The sequence below is a fragment of the Kitasatospora sp. NPDC058218 genome, from assembly GCF_042882445.1.
GTDB lineage: Bacteria > Actinomycetota > Actinomycetes > Streptomycetales > Streptomycetaceae > Kitasatospora.
On record NZ_JBHVWC010000031.1, the window covers coordinates 49282 to 64565 of the forward strand.

The 15284-nt window shown below is 76.2% G+C and carries 14 protein-coding genes; 5 read left to right on the plus strand and 9 right to left on the minus strand.

What is annotated here, in order from left to right:
* Positions 1–102: 102 nt before the first annotated feature.
* Entirely contained in the window at positions 103–720 is a 618-nt protein-coding gene (locus tag ACFVYI_RS20800) for a hypothetical protein (RefSeq protein ID WP_387887595.1), read from the plus strand.
* A gap of 80 nt (positions 721–800) precedes the next feature.
* Here the strand turns inward: ACFVYI_RS20800 and ACFVYI_RS20805 are convergent, their stop codons facing one another.
* Positions 801–1556: a lysoplasmalogenase gene (locus tag ACFVYI_RS20805; protein WP_387887596.1), complete on the minus strand. Its 756-nt coding sequence runs from the start codon at positions 1554–1556 to the stop codon at positions 801–803.
* 224 nt (positions 1557–1780) lie between these two features.
* Between ACFVYI_RS20805 and ACFVYI_RS20810 the strand changes: the two genes are divergently transcribed.
* On the plus strand, positions 1781–3493 hold the full coding sequence (locus ACFVYI_RS20810; protein WP_387887599.1) for a DUF2398 family protein: 1713 nt from the start codon (positions 1781–1783) through the stop codon (positions 3491–3493).
* A gap of 3 nt (positions 3494–3496) precedes the next feature.
* On the opposite strand, the gene ACFVYI_RS20815 is transcribed toward ACFVYI_RS20810, so the two are convergent.
* The 6 genes from ACFVYI_RS20815 to ACFVYI_RS20840 all read right to left on the minus strand — a co-directional run bounded on the left by ACFVYI_RS20815 (position 3497) and on the right by ACFVYI_RS20840 (position 7556).
* Entirely contained in the window at positions 3497–3895 is a 399-nt protein-coding gene (locus tag ACFVYI_RS20815; RefSeq protein WP_387887602.1) for a type II toxin-antitoxin system VapC family toxin, read from the minus strand.
* Positions 3892–4173: a hypothetical protein gene (locus ACFVYI_RS20820; RefSeq protein ID WP_387887603.1), complete on the minus strand. Its 282-nt coding sequence runs from the start codon at positions 4171–4173 to the stop codon at positions 3892–3894. The genes ACFVYI_RS20815 and ACFVYI_RS20820 overlap by 4 nt, the downstream gene beginning before the upstream one ends.
* A gap of 40 nt (positions 4174–4213) precedes the next feature.
* A complete protein-coding gene (locus ACFVYI_RS20825; protein ID WP_387887605.1) occupies positions 4214–4393 on the minus strand; it encodes a hypothetical protein in 180 nt (59 codons plus the stop codon).
* Positions 4394–4556: 163 nt separating this feature from the next.
* Complete coding sequence (locus ACFVYI_RS20830; protein WP_387887607.1) at positions 4557–6194, minus strand: BCCT family transporter; 1638 nt, start codon at positions 6192–6194, stop codon at positions 4557–4559.
* 128 nt (positions 6195–6322) lie between these two features.
* Positions 6323–6697 (minus strand): MerR family transcriptional regulator, encoded by a 375-nt coding sequence (locus ACFVYI_RS20835; protein ID WP_387887609.1) that lies wholly within the window; start codon positions 6695–6697, stop codon positions 6323–6325.
* Between the two features lie 70 nt (positions 6698–6767).
* The gene (locus ACFVYI_RS20840) at positions 6768–7556 is read right to left on the minus strand and encodes an alpha/beta fold hydrolase (RefSeq protein ID WP_387887611.1); all 789 of its coding nucleotides are present in this window, start codon (positions 7554–7556) and stop codon (positions 6768–6770) included.
* Between the two features lie 427 nt (positions 7557–7983).
* Between ACFVYI_RS20840 and ACFVYI_RS20845 the strand changes: the two genes are divergently transcribed.
* Positions 7984–9372, plus strand: coding sequence for a sulfite oxidase (locus ACFVYI_RS20845; RefSeq protein ID WP_387887614.1), 1389 nt, complete (start codon positions 7984–7986; stop codon positions 9370–9372).
* Between the two features lie 6 nt (positions 9373–9378).
* Here the strand turns inward: ACFVYI_RS20845 and ACFVYI_RS20850 are convergent, their stop codons facing one another.
* Positions 9379–10029, minus strand: a complete 651-nt coding sequence (locus ACFVYI_RS20850; RefSeq protein ID WP_360630705.1) for a TetR/AcrR family transcriptional regulator — start codon at positions 10027–10029, stop codon at positions 9379–9381.
* Between the two features lie 117 nt (positions 10030–10146).
* Positions 10147–11058, minus strand: a complete 912-nt coding sequence (locus ACFVYI_RS20855) for an acyl-CoA thioesterase (protein ID WP_387887617.1) — start codon at positions 11056–11058, stop codon at positions 10147–10149.
* Positions 11059–11205: 147 nt separating this feature from the next.
* On the opposite strand from ACFVYI_RS20855, the gene ACFVYI_RS20860 reads away from it, so the two are divergent.
* Positions 11206–12591 (plus strand): SWIM zinc finger family protein, encoded by a 1386-nt coding sequence (locus tag ACFVYI_RS20860; RefSeq protein ID WP_387887620.1) that lies wholly within the window; start codon positions 11206–11208, stop codon positions 12589–12591.
* Complete coding sequence (locus tag ACFVYI_RS20865) at positions 12588–15272, plus strand: DUF6493 family protein (RefSeq protein ID WP_387887623.1); 2685 nt, start codon at positions 12588–12590, stop codon at positions 15270–15272. Before ACFVYI_RS20860 ends, ACFVYI_RS20865 begins: the two co-directional genes overlap by 4 nt.
* The last annotated feature ends 12 nt before the right edge of the window (positions 15273–15284 follow it).

The window sequence follows — 15284 nt, forward strand, 5'->3', positions numbered from 1 at the left end:
CGCCGGGTGTGTGCCTACCGTCGGTGAATGACTGGGTGTGGTTGTTCGATCACGTGGACTTCGGAGTCCCCGGCCGCGCCCGAGAATCCCGGAGGTTCCGGTATGCGCCCCACGCGTACGGCCGCCGCCGCCCTGATCGGCGCGACGGTGCTGACCGGCCTGACGGCCCCCCTCGCGCTGGCCAAGGACGGCGCCGCCACGGTCAGCCCGTCCCAGGCCGCACCGGGCCAGACCGTGACGGTCACGGTCTCCTGTGAGAAGTCCGACAAGCCCGACGCCAAGACCATCACCGCGAGTTCCCAGGCCTTCGAGGGCGGCCCGGCCACCCTCACCCTGGGCTCGGACGGTCGGCACACCGGCTCCGCCCGGCTGGCGAGCAAGGCCGGCGGCGACAGCAAGGTCGACGGCACCTGTCCCGACGGCGGCGCCTTCGCGACCAGCGTCACGGTGACGACCGTCGCGGCCTCCTCCTCCGGAGCCTCCTCCTCGCCCGGCCAGAGCCTCGGCGAGTGGGGCAAGGCGGCCGGGGAGTGGGCCGGCTCGCTCGGCCAGTCCGGCGCGGGCAGCCAGCAGGTCGCCCCGCACGGCGCGGTGCAGACCGGCCTGGGCGGCTCGGTCGCGGCCAACCCCGCCGAGCTGGCGGGCGGCGCGGCGCTGGTCGTCGGCGGCATCGGCGGCTTCTGGCTGCTGCGGCGGCGCGGTGGCGCCGGCTCCGCCTGAAGGCCCCGCGTCCCGGGGCGCCGCACCGCGTCCGACCACCGGTACCGCCGGACCCCCGGGTCCGGCGGTACCGGCGTGTGTCAGACCGTCGCGGCGAAGCCCGGGAATCCCCCGGGCTTCCCGGGCGCCAGGGCCGCGCGGTCCTCCTGGGGATTCTGCGCGGCGCGCAGGAGGCCGTTGGCCAGCAGGTACTGGGCCATGATGTACGTCGCCATGATCCAGAACTGATGCCCCGGCAGCTCGCGCCACTTCGCCAGCTTGGTGGCGATCAGGGTGTCGGAGAGCAGGAAGAGCGCCCCGCCCAGGCCGGTCCGCCAGCCCAGCCCGGCCGAGGTGACGGCGGTCGAGGCGAGCAGCAGGCTGTACCCGGCGACCGGGGCCCGGAGGTCCCCGAGGTCCGGCCAGAGCCGCCCCACCATCACCGCCCAGGCCGTCGCGTACGCGGCCGCTACCACCAGCGCCCGCCGCCGGTCCGTCAGCGCCCCCTGCCGGACGAACATCGTCACGTAGCAGACGTGCGCCGCCGCGAAGGAGCCCATGCCGGCCAGGAACGCGGTGTCGTCGCCGAGCTGGAGCAGGACGTCCCCGCCACCGCTGAGCAGCAGTGCGGGCGCCAGCAGCTTCGGCGCCTCCTGTGCGGCCGCGGTGGCGGCCGTGACGCTGTGCGCGGCCAGCAGCGGCATCAGGGCCGGCTTGGTGGCGTGCCGCAGGACGGGCGTGTCGGTGAGGATCGCGCCCAGGTGGGCCGCCGAGGTGGCGGCGAAGCCGGTGAGCAGCCCGGTGGCGGTGCGCAGGCGCCCGCCGAGAACGGCGCGGGTGGTGGTGCGGATGCTCATGCGGCGGTGTCCTCCGGGGGTGAGGGGCGTTCGTCCGCACCCTAGGCGACCGGGGCCGTCCGGGGAAAGGGAATGTTACCCGCGCGTAGCCCCGGGGGTGCCGACCGGGGGCGGTCGTCGACCGGTGCCGGGGCCCGCCCGGCCGAGGGAGCGCCGGCCAATTCGCGGTGAGGTCCGGTTGCTGCCACCGGCGGCCGCGCCCACCGTCTAGTCTGGTCCACGACATGGAGCAGCAGGAGTACGCGGCCGGCACCACGCGGGTGGCCGGCGGCACGTCGGACGGGCGCACGGGCGGGGCGGGGCAGGGCACCACCGTCGCCGTCGTCGCCGTACGCGAAGCCGGTCCTGACGCTCCGCAGGAGTCCGGGTCCGCCGCGGCCGCCGCCGCACTCTCGCCCGACCCGGGGCTGCTCCGGCTCGCCCACTGGTTCGCCGAGGCCGATCCGGCCACCGCCGACGACCTCTGCGTCGCCTCCTTCGGCCTCTACCCGGCCCGCCACTTCGGCGTTCCCGCCGAAACGCCGGCCGGCCCGGAGGCCCCGGCGGGTGACGCCGCGGTCAGCTGGTGGCACGGCCCCACCGCACACGCCCCCGCCGCGCTGCGCGTGCGCGAGCCGCGGCCGGCACGCCGCCAGCGCCGGGCCCGGCAGGGTGAGGGGGCGCTGCCCGTCGTCCTCTCAGGTGCCAAGCCGGGCCTGCCCGGAAAGCACCGCAGGCCCGAGCCGGCCCGCTCGGTCGCCGGCCCGCAGGACCGTTCCACCGCCGCCGAGCGCCGGATCGCCGCCCGTCTGCTGCTCGCCCACCCGCTGGTCACGGCCTCCGGGCCGCACGCCGACGGGTTCCCGCTGATCCGGCGTCACCGTGACTGGCTGACCGGCCAGTTCGACACCCTGCTGGGCTACCGCCTGGTGGTCGGCCCCTGGCACGCCCGCCTCTGCAAGGCCGGGCTGGGCCCCCGCGCCGCCCGCCGCCTCGAACACCCCGGCACCGGCGCCCCGTTCACCCCCGGCGGGTACACCCAGCTCGCCCTCGCGCTGGCGCTGCTGGTGGACGCCCCGGAGCACCTCCCGCTCGGTCGCCTGCTGGCGGCGATGCGGGACGCCACCCCCGGTCCGGCCGCCGCGCCCGCCGACCTCGCCATGGCCCTCGCCGCGCTGGCCGACTGGCAGGTGCTCGGCGAGATACCCGCCGACCTGCCCGAGGAGAGCGTCGTCCTGACGGTCGACCGGGAGCTCGCCCGCGCCGTTCCCGCCGGGCCGCCCGGCCTGGCCGACGACGCAGCCGACCTGATCCGCCGCGCCGCCGAGGCCGAGCCCGGCACCGCCGTCCGCCGCCGCCTCGCCGAGACCCCGGCCGTGCTCGCCGCCGACCTGCCCGAGGAACAGCGCGACTGGCTCGACCTCCACCGCCGGACCGGCCCGGCCGCGCTCGCCGAGTTCCTCGGCCTGGAGGTCGAACTGCGGGCCGAGGGGGTTGCCCTGCTCGACCCCGCCGACGAGCTCACCGACCTCGCCCTGCCCGGGACGGGCACCCTCGCCCAGGCCGCCCTGCTGCTGGTCGAGCGCCTGGTCGAGGAGGTCCGTCCGCTGCCCGGCGAGGCCACCGGCGCGGACGTCCCGATCCCCGACGCGCTGATAGACGGCGTCCTCGGGGACATCGCGGACGAGTACGGCCTCCCGGCCGGCTGGCGGCGCGACTACCTCGCCGACCGCACCGCGCTGCGCCGCGAGGCCCTCGACCTGCTGCACCGGATGGGCCTGATCGCCCCCACTCCCCGCGGCACCCGCCCGCCGGGCTGGCTGCTCCGCGCCCCCGCCGCCCGCTACGCGCCCGCGCCCGATCTGCTCCCGGCTCCCGGAACGGGCCGGCACTCCCGCCGGGAGGCCCCGGCGGCCGTCCCCGGGCCGGCCGGCCCCCGGGCGGAGCAGCGGGCCTGAGGGTCAGAGTCGGGCGACTCTGAGGCGTCCGCCGGAGATGCGTTCGATGTCGTCGACGTCCGAGGTGTAGACGACGACCCTGCCCCGCTGTCGAAGCGCGACGGCCACCAGCGCCGCGTCGATCGCGTACTTGTGGCCGTGCAGCCCGGCGTCCCGAAGAAGGACGAGTGCTTCCTCGGCGACCTCCTGGGTGACCGGCTCGACAACAATGCGAGAGAGGGTCCAGCTCCAAGCGGCCTTGTTGATACGCTCGTGCTCCGCTTCGATCATGGTCATCGCGCTGGTGACGACTCGGATGCCGCTCCGTGCCGCGTCCTTGAGCCGCGCGCCCATGGGGGTGGCACCCAGTGCGCCTTGGGACAGGCCTTCGGAGTCGAGGACATAGACGAGGTCGGCGTTCAACTGGCCCGCCGTTCCTGCTCCAGCGAGCGCGCCTCCCGGGCGGCGAACCAGGCCTCGTGCTCACGCCGCTCGGTCTCGGCCTCGCGCAGTGCTTCGTCGGGAACCGGGCCGTACTCGGACTCCCACCAGTCCACCAGTTCGTTCAGTCGGTCCCGCTCGGCCTGGTGCTCTATGGCCTGCGTGACGTAGCGGCTGAACTCGCCCGGCCCGACCTTTGCGCGGATCTGTTCCGCGAGCTTCTCGGGCAGAGTCACGGTGTACTTCTTGGTCGTGGCCATACCGGCGACCATACCACGGGTCGATGTGGCGCCGATCACATCATCGTCTGGCCGTGGCCGCCGTGAGGGGGCCGTGCTGGACGGTTTCGACGGTGGCTCCCACGCCCAGGGTGCCGAGGGCGATGGAGGCGAGGACGGCGGCGCAGGCCAGGAAGCGGCGGTGGCGCTGGGGGAGCGGGAAGCGCGGGTCCTGGAGGGTCGCCGGAGGGTTGGCGTTCATGTCAGAGAGCGTTCCAGTGCGGCGTTAACGAGCGCTACGCGCGGGTGAAGTCCGGATGGGGGCTGGGCGTCGGTTCGTGCCGACAGGGCCCGTGGCCGCGGGGCCCCACCCCGGGTCGGGGGTGGGGCGGGACCCTTGCGCGAGCGGCTTCGACGGGGCCGGCTCACCGGGACGGCGGCCGTGGGCCCTGCCGGGCGTCGGCCATCGCCTCGCCGACGGCGACCCGCACGGCGTCCCGCAGGCCGTGCGCGGCGTGGAACCGCGAAGGCCCGGCCGCCGGGTCCTCGCGCAGTTCCTTCACCAGGGCGAGGCAGAGCAGCAGCATCACCACGACGAACGGCAGCGCGACCAGGATGGTGGCGTTCTGCAGTGCGGTGAGCCCGCCGGCGAGCAGCAGCGCGGCGGCCACGCCGCCCATCAGCACGCCCCAGACCACCACCAGCCAGGTGCGCGGGTGCAGCGATCCGCGGCTGGAGAGCGAGCCGAGGACGAGGGAGGCGGAGTCGGCGCTGGTGATGAAGAAGGTCATCACCAGCAGCACCGCGATCACACTGGTCACCGAGCCGAGCGGGAGCGCGCGCAGCATCTCGAACAGCGACGCCTCGGCCCCCTGCGGGATGGTGGCCACCAGGTCGGCCTCGCCGGTGGAGTTCAGCCGGATCGCCGTCCCGCCCATCACGCAGAACCAGACCACCGTCGCCCCGCTGGGCACCAGCAGCACGCCGGTCAGGAACTGCCGGACGGTCCGGCCGCGCGAGATCCGGGCGATGAAGGTGCCGACGAACGGCGCCCAGGAGAGCCACCAGGCCCAGTAGAAGATCGTCCAGGAGCCGAGCCAGCCCTCGTCGGTGAAGGCGCCGGTCTGGCTCGACATGACGAGCAGGTCGGAGAGGTAGCCGCCGACCGTGGACGGGATGGCGTCCAGGACGAAGACGGACGGGCCGAACACGAAGACGAAGAGCATGATCAGCGAGGCCAGTACGACGTTCGAGGTGGAGAGCCACTTGACGCCCTTGTGCACGCCGGAGAAGGCGGAGAGGACGAAGGCGGCGGTCAGCGAGCCGATGATGACCAGCTGGGTGCGCTCGGTGTTCTCGACGGAGGAGATGAAGCCGAGGCCGTCCGCCACCTGGAGGGCGCCCAGGCCGAGGCTGGTCGCCGAGCCGAAGACGGTGGCGAACACCGCGAGCAGGTCGATCGCCCGGCCGGGCCAGCCGTCCGCGCCGCGCTGCCCGATCAGCGGTACGAAGGCGGCGGAGATCCGGTTGCCCCGGCCCTTGCGGAAGGTGGTGTAGGCGAGCGCCAGGCCGCTGACCGCGTAGATCGCCCAGGGGTGCAGGGTCCAGTGGAAGAGCGAGAACTCCAGCGCCTGCTGGGCGGCGGCCGGGCTCTGCGGCTCCAGGCCGGAGCCGGGCTGCGGGGCGGCGTACAGCTGGAGCGGCTCGCCGACGCCGTAGAACATGAGGCCGATGCCCATGCCGGCGCTGAACATCATCGCGACCCAGGCGAGGGTGGAGAACTCCGGCTCGTCGTCGTCGCGGCCGAGCCGGATCCGGCCGAAGCGGCTGAACGCCAGCAGGACGGTGAGCACGAGGAAGGTGTCGGCGGCGACCACGAACAGCCAGCCGAAGTTGTGCAGGACCCAGTCGAGCGCGGTGTCGGACGTCCGGCCGAGCGAGTCCTTGGCGAAGATGCCCCAGGCGACCACCCCCAGCACCAGGACGGCACTGACGCCGAACACCGTCCGGTCGACGGGGAGGGTCGCGGCGGGTTCGTCAGGGCCTGGTGGCTGACTGCTCATGGGGGGCCCTCTCCTGGCGTACTGGACGGTCGGCGACACGATCGGAAAATGGATACATGTCGTACTATGTCCAGTCCTCGCGTGGAGCGGGGGGAGGGCACGCCGAGGAGGGCCGAGCGGACGGGCCGTCAGGCGGCGGCGTACGTGCGGGTGACCGGGCGGGTCGTGTCCAGGTATCCGGCCAGGGCCTGCCGGCTGCGGGTCAGGTCGTCGATGCGGGAGTCGAGTTCGGCGAGCTCGCCGCGCAGGGTGGCGAGCAGGTCGGGGCAGGCCTCCAGGGCCGGCACCGGGCCGCTCGCGCACGGCAGGATCTCGGCGATCACCCGGGTGGGCAGGCCCGCCGCCAGCAGGCTGCGGATCTGCCGCACCCGGACCAGGGCGTCCTCGCCGTACTCGCGGTAGCCGGCCGCCGACCGCTCCGGTGCGAGCAGCCCCTGCTCCTCGTAGTACCGCAGCAGGCGGGTGGACACCCCGGTCAGGCGGGCGAGTTCTCCGATGCGCATGATCGGATGAACGCCCGCCCGGCCCGGGCTGTTCCGGGGCGTCCACCGGGCCTGCGGCTCCTGCCGCCCGCTACTGCCGCTGCCCGGCCGCGAAGTCCAGCAGCAGCTCGCGCAGTTCGGGCAGCCGCTCGACCATCGGGAGGTGGCCGCAGTCGAGTTCGACCAGTCGGGCGCCCGGGATCCCCTCGGCCAGCGCGCGGTGCTGGCCGGGCGGGACCAGCATGTCCTCGGTGGTGCTGATCACCAGGGTCGGCACGGCGATCCCGGCCAGTTCGCCCCGCACGTCCACCCGGCCGGTCAGGCCGAACTGCTGCCGGAAGGCCGCCGGGACGGGGGCGAGCAGGCCGCCGCGCAGCCCCGCGAGCTGCTCGGCGCCGAGCGCGTTGACCCAGGTCTCGCCGAAGACGGCCGAGAGCGTGAAGCGCGCCAGCAGCTCCGGGTGGTCGGCCAGGCCGACGACCAGCTCGGCGGTGAGGCGGAGCCGGTGGTCGCCGCCGGCCACACCCGCGAGCAGCAGCAGCGAGCGGACCCGGGCCGGGTGCCGGGTGGCGGCGCGGACGGCGACGGCGGCGCCGAGCGAGTAGCCGGCCAGGTCGAAGCTCTCCAGCCCCTCCTCGACGGCGGTCGCGACCAGACGGTCCGCCAGCTCGTCGAGCGAGGGCGCGGTCGGCTCGTACGGGGTGTCGCCGGAGCCGGGGAAGTCGGGGGCGACGACGGTGCGGTGGGCCGCGAGGTCGTCCAGCAGCGGTCCCCAGTTGTCCCGCGCGCTGCCGCCGGCGCCGTGGGCGAGCAGCAGGCCGGGCCCGGTGCCGCGGACGATCCTGGCCAGCGGGGGCGGGGTGGTGGTCTTCGCCGTCATGGCGGGGCTCCTGTTCGGCCGTGGACGTCTCGGTGCCTGGCACGGTAGGAGTTCACACCGGTGTGAAGGTCAAGCCCGGGTCCCGAGGCCGGGGCCGGGGTGGCCGGGGGTGGCCGGGGCCGGTGTGCGGGTTCGGGCCCGGCCGCCGAGGATGCGCGGGATCGGCTGACGCGGCGCGGGGCGCGACCTTATGATCCGGGGCGTGACCGGGGGACTGCGCACAGCGAGACCGACCGGGCGGACAGCCGCCCCGGTCCGGCGCTCCGCCGCCCACCGCGTCGGACGCGCCACGCGCTGTCGCTGATCCCGCCCGCCCGCCCGCCGCCCGCCGGGCCGGAGCGGGCCCGCGCCATCGGCGCCCCCGTCCCCGCCCGCGCGGCCGCGCAGCCCGCCCGACCGTCCACCGAGACCGAACGGAAGTGTGCCCGTGCCCACCGAGAACACCACCCGGACCACCCTCGCGAGCCCGATCCCCACCGAGGCGGCGTACGACCGTCTGCGCCGCCACCAGTGGCTGGCCGGCGAGGCGCGCGCCGACGGCGTCGAGCGCCGGACCCTGCTGCGGATGCTCGCCGCAGCCGGCGTGCTCGCCGCACCCGCCGCCGGCGGGCTGCTCACCCCGGGCCGCGCGTACGCGCAGAGCCCGGCGTCCCCCGTACCCGCCGCGAACCCGGAGCCGGCGGTGCCCGTGGCGGGCGCGGCGTCCCCCGTGCCGGGGATCGTCAAGCCGCTGCCCGCCGAGTGGTTCGTCCCGCGCGGGACCAACGCCGAGATGCGCTGGGACGCGCTGCGCGACGCGCAGGGCGGGATCGGCCGGCACGTCCCGGTGGAGCGGTTCTTCGTCCGCAACCACACCAGTACCCCGGTGATCGACGCCGACGGTTGGCGCCTGCGGCTCTTCGGCAGCGGCCTGCGCGGCGGCCCGAGCGCCGAGCGGCCGGTCGAGTTCGGCCTGGCGGACCTGCGCGCGCTGCCCGCCACCAGGATCAGCGCCCTGATCGAGTGCGCGGGCAACGGCCGCAGCTTCTACGCCACCCAGCAGAACCAGACCGTGCCCGGCACCCCCTGGACGCTCGGCGGGGTCGGCTCCGCCCAGTGGCGCGGCGTTCGGCTGGCCGAGGTGCTGCGCCGGGCCGGACTGACCCGCGACGCGGTGGACGTGCTGCCCAGCGGCCTCGACCCGGAGTACGTGAGCGGCGGCGTCGACCTCGGCCGGGTGCGCCGCCCGCTGCCGGTCGCGAAGGCGCTGGACGACGTCCTGCTCGCCTACGAGATGAACGGCGAACCGCTGACGCCCGACCACGGCGCGCCCGTCCGGCTGGTGGTGCCGGGCTGGATCGGGATCGCCTCGATCAAGTGGGTCGGCTCGATCGAGGTCGCCGACCAGCCGCTCTACTCGCCGTGGAACACCGACTTCTACCGGCTGTTCGGCCCCGACTACCCGGCCGGGGGCAGCGCGCCGGTCACCACCCAGGTGGTGAAGAGCGCCTTCGAACTCGCCCGGGGCGCCGTGCTGGAGGCGGGCCGCGAGCACCGCCTGCACGGGCGCTCCTGGTCGGGCGCGGCCCCCGTCCGCCGGGTCGAGGTGAGCACCGACGGCGGCCTGCGGTGGCACCGCGCCGACCTCCGGGACGAGCCGCGCGCCGACAACTGGACGCGCTGGAGCATCGACTGGCGGCCGGACCGGCCCGGTCCGTACGAGCTGCGGGCCCGCGCGACCGACCGCCGCGGCAACACCCAGCCCGAGACGGCCGTGTTCAACCGCGAGGGCTACCTGTTCGACGCGGTCGTGGTCCACCCGGTGACGGCGGCCTGACGTTCCTCAGACGGTGGGCCGGACCTCGTACGGAGCCGGGTACGGCGTCTCGTACGGGGTCAGCACCAGCCGCACCACGTCCTCCAGCCGCCGCCGGGCGTCGCCGAGCGTGGTGCGCCCGGTCACCCACGCGGTCAGCTCGCCCTGCCAGGCGTGGCCGACGATGTGCCGCACCAGATCGCTGGCGGCGGCCGGCACCTCGGCCATCACCGCCTGGAGCGCGGTGCTGTCGGCCCGGGCCATGCCTTGCAGCGCCTCGCTGGCGAACGGGTCGGTGGAGGCGGCGACGGCCACCCGGAGCCGGGCCAGTTCGGGCTGGCGCTGGTAGGCGCGCATGCCTCCGCGCACGAAGCGCACCACCCGGTCGGTGGCCCCCAGCCCGGCCCGCGGTCCGCGTAGCTCCGCCACCAGGTCGGCCAGCAGCAGCCGGTGCCACTCGGCGATGGCCGCGGCCAACAGGTGGTCCTTGGAGGAGAAGTAGCGGTACGCCGTCCCGAGGGCGACTCCGGACCGCTCGCAGACCTGCTTCATCTGCAGCCGCTCGACACCGATCTCGTTCACCAGGGCGAGCGCGGCCGCGATCAGGGACTCGCGGCGTTCGAGCTGACGTGGAGACATCGCCTCCACCGGTCGTGGTGACAGGTCAACCTTGGTCACCCGCACCATGATACGGCTCGGGACCGCTCAGGAGTATGACGCCGACCGGTCGCCCCGCGTTCGCCGGGCGTCCACCGGCCGGCGCCCCCGGGCGAACGCGTACGGGGCCGGAGCCGGTCAGTGCGGCCGGGGCGCCCGGTCGCGGATCAGGGCCTCCTGGACGGCGGACGCGACCAGCCGGCCGTCGCGGTCGTAGAACTCGCCGAGCGACAGCCCCCGGCCGTCCGAGGAGGAGGGGCTGCGCTGGGCGAACAGCAGCCACTCGTCGGCCCGGAACGGGCGGTGGAACCACATCGCGTGGTCCAGCGAGGCCATGATCAGCCGGGGCGGCTCGGTGCGCTGGAAGAAGTTCGGCTGGACGTGCAGCCCGGCCGTCGAGGCCAGCGTGAGGTCCGAGAGGTAGGTGAGCGCGCAGACGTGCAGCAGCCGGTCCCCGGCGGGCAGCGGGGAGGCGGTGCGCAGCCAGACGAACTGCTGCGGCATGCCCGGGACGGCCGGCGGCACCCCGGGCGCGTCCGCCGGGACGAACCGCAGGTCCAGCGAGCCGAAGCCGCCCGTGCGGGTCAGCTCGGCGCGGGCCGCCGCGTCCCATCCGGCCAGCGCGTCCGGCAGCTCCTCGGGGCCGGGCAGCGGCGGCATCTCCCGGTGGCGGTCGGCGGCGGGCTCGGGCCGCTTGAAGGAGGCGGAGAGCGTGAAGATCGCCTCGCCGCCCTGGACGGCGGTCACCCGGCGGGTGGCGTAGGACATGCCCTGGCGGACCCGGTCGACCTCGTAGCGGATCGGGCGGGCCGGGTCGCCGGGGAGCAGGAAGTAGCTGTGCAGGGAGTGCACGTCACGGCCGTCGTCGACGGTGTGCCCGGCGGCCGTCAGCGCCTGCGCGGCCACCTGGCCGCCGAAGGCGCGCATCGGGGCCCCGGCGTGGCAGCGGCCCCGGAACGTGTTCTCGTCCAGCCGCTCGATCCGCAGCAGCTCGGCGAACGAGCCGGCGGTGTCGACGGCCGGTCTCTCCTTCTCGGTCAGGTCTGTCACGGGGACATAGTGGCAGAAGCCGCCGTCCGGCGGTGTGACCTGGGTAACCCCCGCCAGGGGAGGTGTTTGGTAGAACCTGTTCCAGTACCGGCTCCGGCGGGCCGCGCGGCCGACGGATTGTCAGTAGCCCCTCCTAGCGTGCTCCGCATGACGCAAGCCGCACACGCGTACGCCTATCTGCGCCCGTCCGCCGTTCTCGACGGGGCCGACGGCCCGCGCCTCGCCCTGGAGACCTCCGGCGGCACCACGCCGCTCGGGGCGGTCGCCAACCCGCGCTTCTTCGCGGGTTTCCTGACCGACCCGGCCCCGGCCGCCGCCGCGCTGCTCGCGGTCGCCGACGTCGCCGCCGCCCGCTACTACCAGCCGCAGCTGCGCGCCTCGCTCGACCCGGTGGTCACCGCCAACGGGGACCGGCTGCGCTTCGAGTCCTTCTCCGGCTGCTGCGGCGTCTACGCCCGGCTCGACGTGCTCCGGGACGGACTCGACGGCGACGACATCGGCCACGGCACCACCAACGTCGACGTCAACAACCCGCTGCGGGAGGCGCTCACCCGGATCGGGCCGGCCGAGCCGCTGCACCTCGCCGTCGGGCCCGACGCGCTGGAGGTCACCGTCCTCGACGGGCCGGTCGTCGAGAAGAAGGTCCCGCTGCCCGAGCGCTGGGTGCGCGGCTTCGCCGAGACCCAGGTGACGGCCGCCGCCTTCGACCTGCGCGCCGAACTGCCCGCCGCCGAGGCGGTCCGCTTCCTGCGCTCGCTGCCGCGCGGCGGCGGCCGGGCCCGGGCCGCCGCCGGCTGGGTCGTCCCGGCCGGCCGGACGCTGCGCCCGACCACCCGCCCCGTCCCCGGCGCGGTCTGCCTGCCCGGCCCGGAGCGACTGGCGGCACTCCAGCGGGTGCTGCGGCACGCGCTGGCCCTGCGCGTGTACGGCCCGGTCGCGGGCGACGGCCCGGCGGCCTCGGCCTGGGAGGTGGTGCTGCCCGGCATGCGCCTGACGCTCACCCTGTCGCCCGACGCCTCCCGGGGCTTCTCCGGTGAGGGCGGGGTCCTCGGCGCGCTGGCCACCGGCGCCGCCGAGCAGGACGCCGAGCTGGTCGCGGTGCTGCTGGCCTGGGAGCCGCGGATCGACGTCGCGGAGCTGGCCGAGCAGTCCGGGCTCACCCCGGCCCGCGTCCGGGCCGCGCTCACCAGGCTCGGCACCGCCGGGCAGATCGGCTACGACACCGCCGAGGCCGCGTACTTCCACCGTCAGCTGCCCTACGACGCCGACCGCGCCGAGGCGCGGAACCCGCGGCTGCGGGCCGCGCACGCGCTGGTCGCGGCCGGTGCGGTACGGCTGGCGGCGGGCGGTGCGCTCGCCGAGGTCACGGTGGACGACCACCTCCAGCGGGTGCGCACCGACGAGGCGGGCCGGGTCAGCTGCACCTGTCTCTGGTGGGCCAAGTACCGGGGCGGGCGGGGGCCGTGCAAGCACGCGCTGGCCGTCGCCGTCGTCCGGGAGCGGGCCCTGGGCGGACCGGGGGCGAGCGCGTGAGCGGCGTCGAGGAGCTGCTGCAGGCGGTGCGCGAGGGGCGGACGCCGCAGGTGCCGGCGCTGGTCGCGGCGCTCGGTCCGGCCGAGCGGCGGGCCTGCCTGCCGGAGCTCAAGGAGCTGCGCAAGCAGGTCCGGGGCGAGTGGTCGAAGGCGGCCAACGCCCGGGCCGGGGCGCTGCTGGTGGCCGGGGCGGGCTGTCACGCCGGCCCGGCCGGCGCCGCCACCTGGATCGGCGGGCGGGACTTCACCGGCCGCTCCTGGGCCCGCCACCCCGCGCTCGGCGAGGTCGTCGGGGCCCAGCCGGTCGACTGGCAGATCGAGGTGGTCACCCGGCTGGCGGAGCGCCGCGGCTCGGGCTGGAGCTGGGAGCTCTACCCGCTGATCGAGCGGGTGGTCCGGCGGACGGGCTGCCCGGTGCCGGCCACCGACGCCTTCACCACCGAGTGGTTGGACCAGCTCGCGGCCGGCGACGGCCGCCGGGGCTGGGCCAGGACGCTGCTGGAGTGCCTGCGCGGGGACGCCTTCACCCCGGTGCTGCTGCCCCGGGTGTTCGAGCTCGCCGACATCGGCTGGCGGTTCGAGCAGCGGCGCACCGACCGGCCCGGGGACTCCTGGCCCGCCGCCATCGCCGGGCTGGCCGAGGACGGTGTGCTGGACCGCGCCGAGGTGGTCGAGCGGTGCCTGGCCCGGCTGGTGCGCGGCGGCAAGCCGGCCGACCAGCGGGCCTTCCTCGCCGTCATGGTGGCGCTCGCGCCCACCCCGGACGAGTACGCGAAGCAGGTCCGCGGCCTGGTCGCGCTGCTGGACGGGCTCTCGGTCGTCGCGGGCCACGCCCAGCAGGTGCTCGCCGAGCTGGACGGCGCCGGGGCGATCGACCCCGAGGTCCTGGCGGAGGCCTCGGCGGTGGTGCTGTTCCGGACCGAGAAGAAGCTCGTCAGGGCCCAACTGGGCTGGCTGGACAAGGCCGCCCGGCGCTCGCCCGAGCGCGCCGGACCGGTGGTGCTGGCGGCCGCCGAGGCCTTCGGTCACCCCGACACCGCGCTCCAGGAGCGGGCCCTCACCGTGGTGGCCCGTCACCTCAAGGCGGCCGGCGAGGCCGTCCTGCCCGAGCTGCGGTCCGCCGCCGAGGAGCTGAACCCGGCCCACCACGCCCGCGCGGGCGAGCTGTTGGGGGCGCCGGTCGGTGGCGACGACCCGGACACCGGGTGGAGCGAGCTGCTCCCGCCGGCCCCGGCGCCGAGGCCGCTGGCGGAGCCGATCGCCACGCCGGCCGAGGTCGCCGAGGAGCTGTCCGCGCTGCTGGCCGCCGAGCGGCCCGGGGTCGCGGTCTTCGAACGCACCCTGGACGGCCTCGTCCGGCACGCCCGTCTCGACCGCGCGGCGCTCGCCGAGGCACTGGCGCCGGTGCTGCGGGTGCACCCGTGGAACGGCGTCGGCCGGTGGCGCGACTGCGGTCCGGGGGACGTCCTGTACGTCGCGGCCGCGATCGCCGGCCAGGTCGACCCGCACCAGCGGGGCACCGTCTTCCGGACCAAGGGCCGGTCCCCGCTGCGCGGCGAGCACAACACGCGGTACGGCAACGTGTTCGCCGCCCGGCTGACCGAGGCGGCCGAGCGGGTCACGGCCGACCGGCCGCCGCTGCTGCTCGCCACCCCCACCGACGCCACCGGCGCGCTCGCGGCGGCCACCCTGGTCGACCGGCTGGCCGGCTATCAGGCCGCGGGCGTCGAGCCGGGGGAGGCCGATCTGCACGCGGCCCTGCTGCGGCTCACGGTGACCGCCGACCAGGCCGTCCTGGCCGCCGCCGACCGGCTGACCTCGCCGGCCGGGCGCTGGACGGCCCGCTGGCTGCGCGAGGGCGGCCTGCCCGGCCGGCCCTCCGAGCGGGTGCGCTTCGCGCCCGGCCGGGGCGTCGGGAGCCGTGCCCTCTACCAGGAGCGCTGGTGGGAGGACCTGAAGCGGATCTGCGTCGCCCAGCCGGGCCTCGGCGCCGGTCCGCGGGGCCCGGCGGGCGAGCGACTGGGCGCCGACTTCCGGGCCCTGCTGGAGGGCACCGAGCCGAGCGTGGCGCGGGCCCGGCAGCAGAACGAGTGGCTCTGGCAGCCGACCGCGCACTGGGCCGCCGTCCTGCCGCACCACCGGGAGGAGCTGGCCGCCCGCTGGCTGGACTGGTTCGCCGACTCCGCCGACCGCGAGCGGCGCGGCGCGGCCGGGCTGCTGCCCGTCCTCGCCGAGGCCGGCGGTCCGGCCGGGTTGGCGCTGCACCTGGCACTGGCCTACGGGCTGGGCGCCCGCTTCCCCGAGGACCGCACGGCCGCGGTGGACGCCCTGCTCGTCCTCGCCGCCCGCGGGGACCTCGACGGCGCGCTGCTCGGCCGCGAGCTGGGCGTGCTGGTCGCCGAGGGCACGGTGAAGCCGAGCCGGCTCGCCCAGGCACTGGCCGTCGCCGCCGACACCGGCGCGTACGGCACGGTCTGGTCGGTCCTGGCGCCCGCGCTGCCGGCCGTGCTGGCGGGCGCGCCGGTCCGCGGCACCGCCGATCTGGTCGCGGTGGCGGCGGACTGCGCCCGCCGCTGCGCGGCCCGGGGTCCGATCGCCGAGGTGGGGGAGGCGGCGGCCAGGCCGGGCACGAGCCGGCTGGTGAAGGAGGCGCGAGCCCTGCGCGACGTCCTGGCCGGGTGAGGCCCGGGGGCG

What these genes read in the sequence shown, in the direction of transcription:
- ACFVYI_RS20800 (WP_387887595.1), top strand. Translation starts at nt 103, where the DNA reads ATGCGCCCCACGCGTACGGCCGCCGCCGCCCTGATCGGCGCGACGGTG.
- ACFVYI_RS20805 (WP_387887596.1), bottom strand. Translation starts at nt 1,556, where the DNA reads ATGAGCATCCGCACCACCACCCGCGCCGTTCTCGGCGGGCGCCTGCGC.
- ACFVYI_RS20810 (WP_387887599.1), top strand. Translation starts at nt 1,781, where the DNA reads ATGGAGCAGCAGGAGTACGCGGCCGGCACCACGCGGGTGGCCGGCGGC.
- ACFVYI_RS20820 (WP_387887603.1), bottom strand. Translation starts at nt 4,173, where the DNA reads ATGGCCACGACCAAGAAGTACACCGTGACTCTGCCCGAGAAGCTCGCG.
- ACFVYI_RS20825 (WP_387887605.1), bottom strand. Translation starts at nt 4,393, where the DNA reads ATGAACGCCAACCCTCCGGCGACCCTCCAGGACCCGCGCTTCCCGCTC.
- ACFVYI_RS20830 (WP_387887607.1), bottom strand. Translation starts at nt 6,194, where the DNA reads ATGAGCAGTCAGCCACCAGGCCCTGACGAACCCGCCGCGACCCTCCCC.
- ACFVYI_RS20835 (WP_387887609.1), bottom strand. Translation starts at nt 6,697, where the DNA reads ATGCGCATCGGAGAACTCGCCCGCCTGACCGGGGTGTCCACCCGCCTG.
- ACFVYI_RS20840 (WP_387887611.1), bottom strand. Translation starts at nt 7,556, where the DNA reads ATGACGGCGAAGACCACCACCCCGCCCCCGCTGGCCAGGATCGTCCGC.
- ACFVYI_RS20860 (WP_387887620.1), top strand. Translation starts at nt 11,206, where the DNA reads ATGACGCAAGCCGCACACGCGTACGCCTATCTGCGCCCGTCCGCCGTT.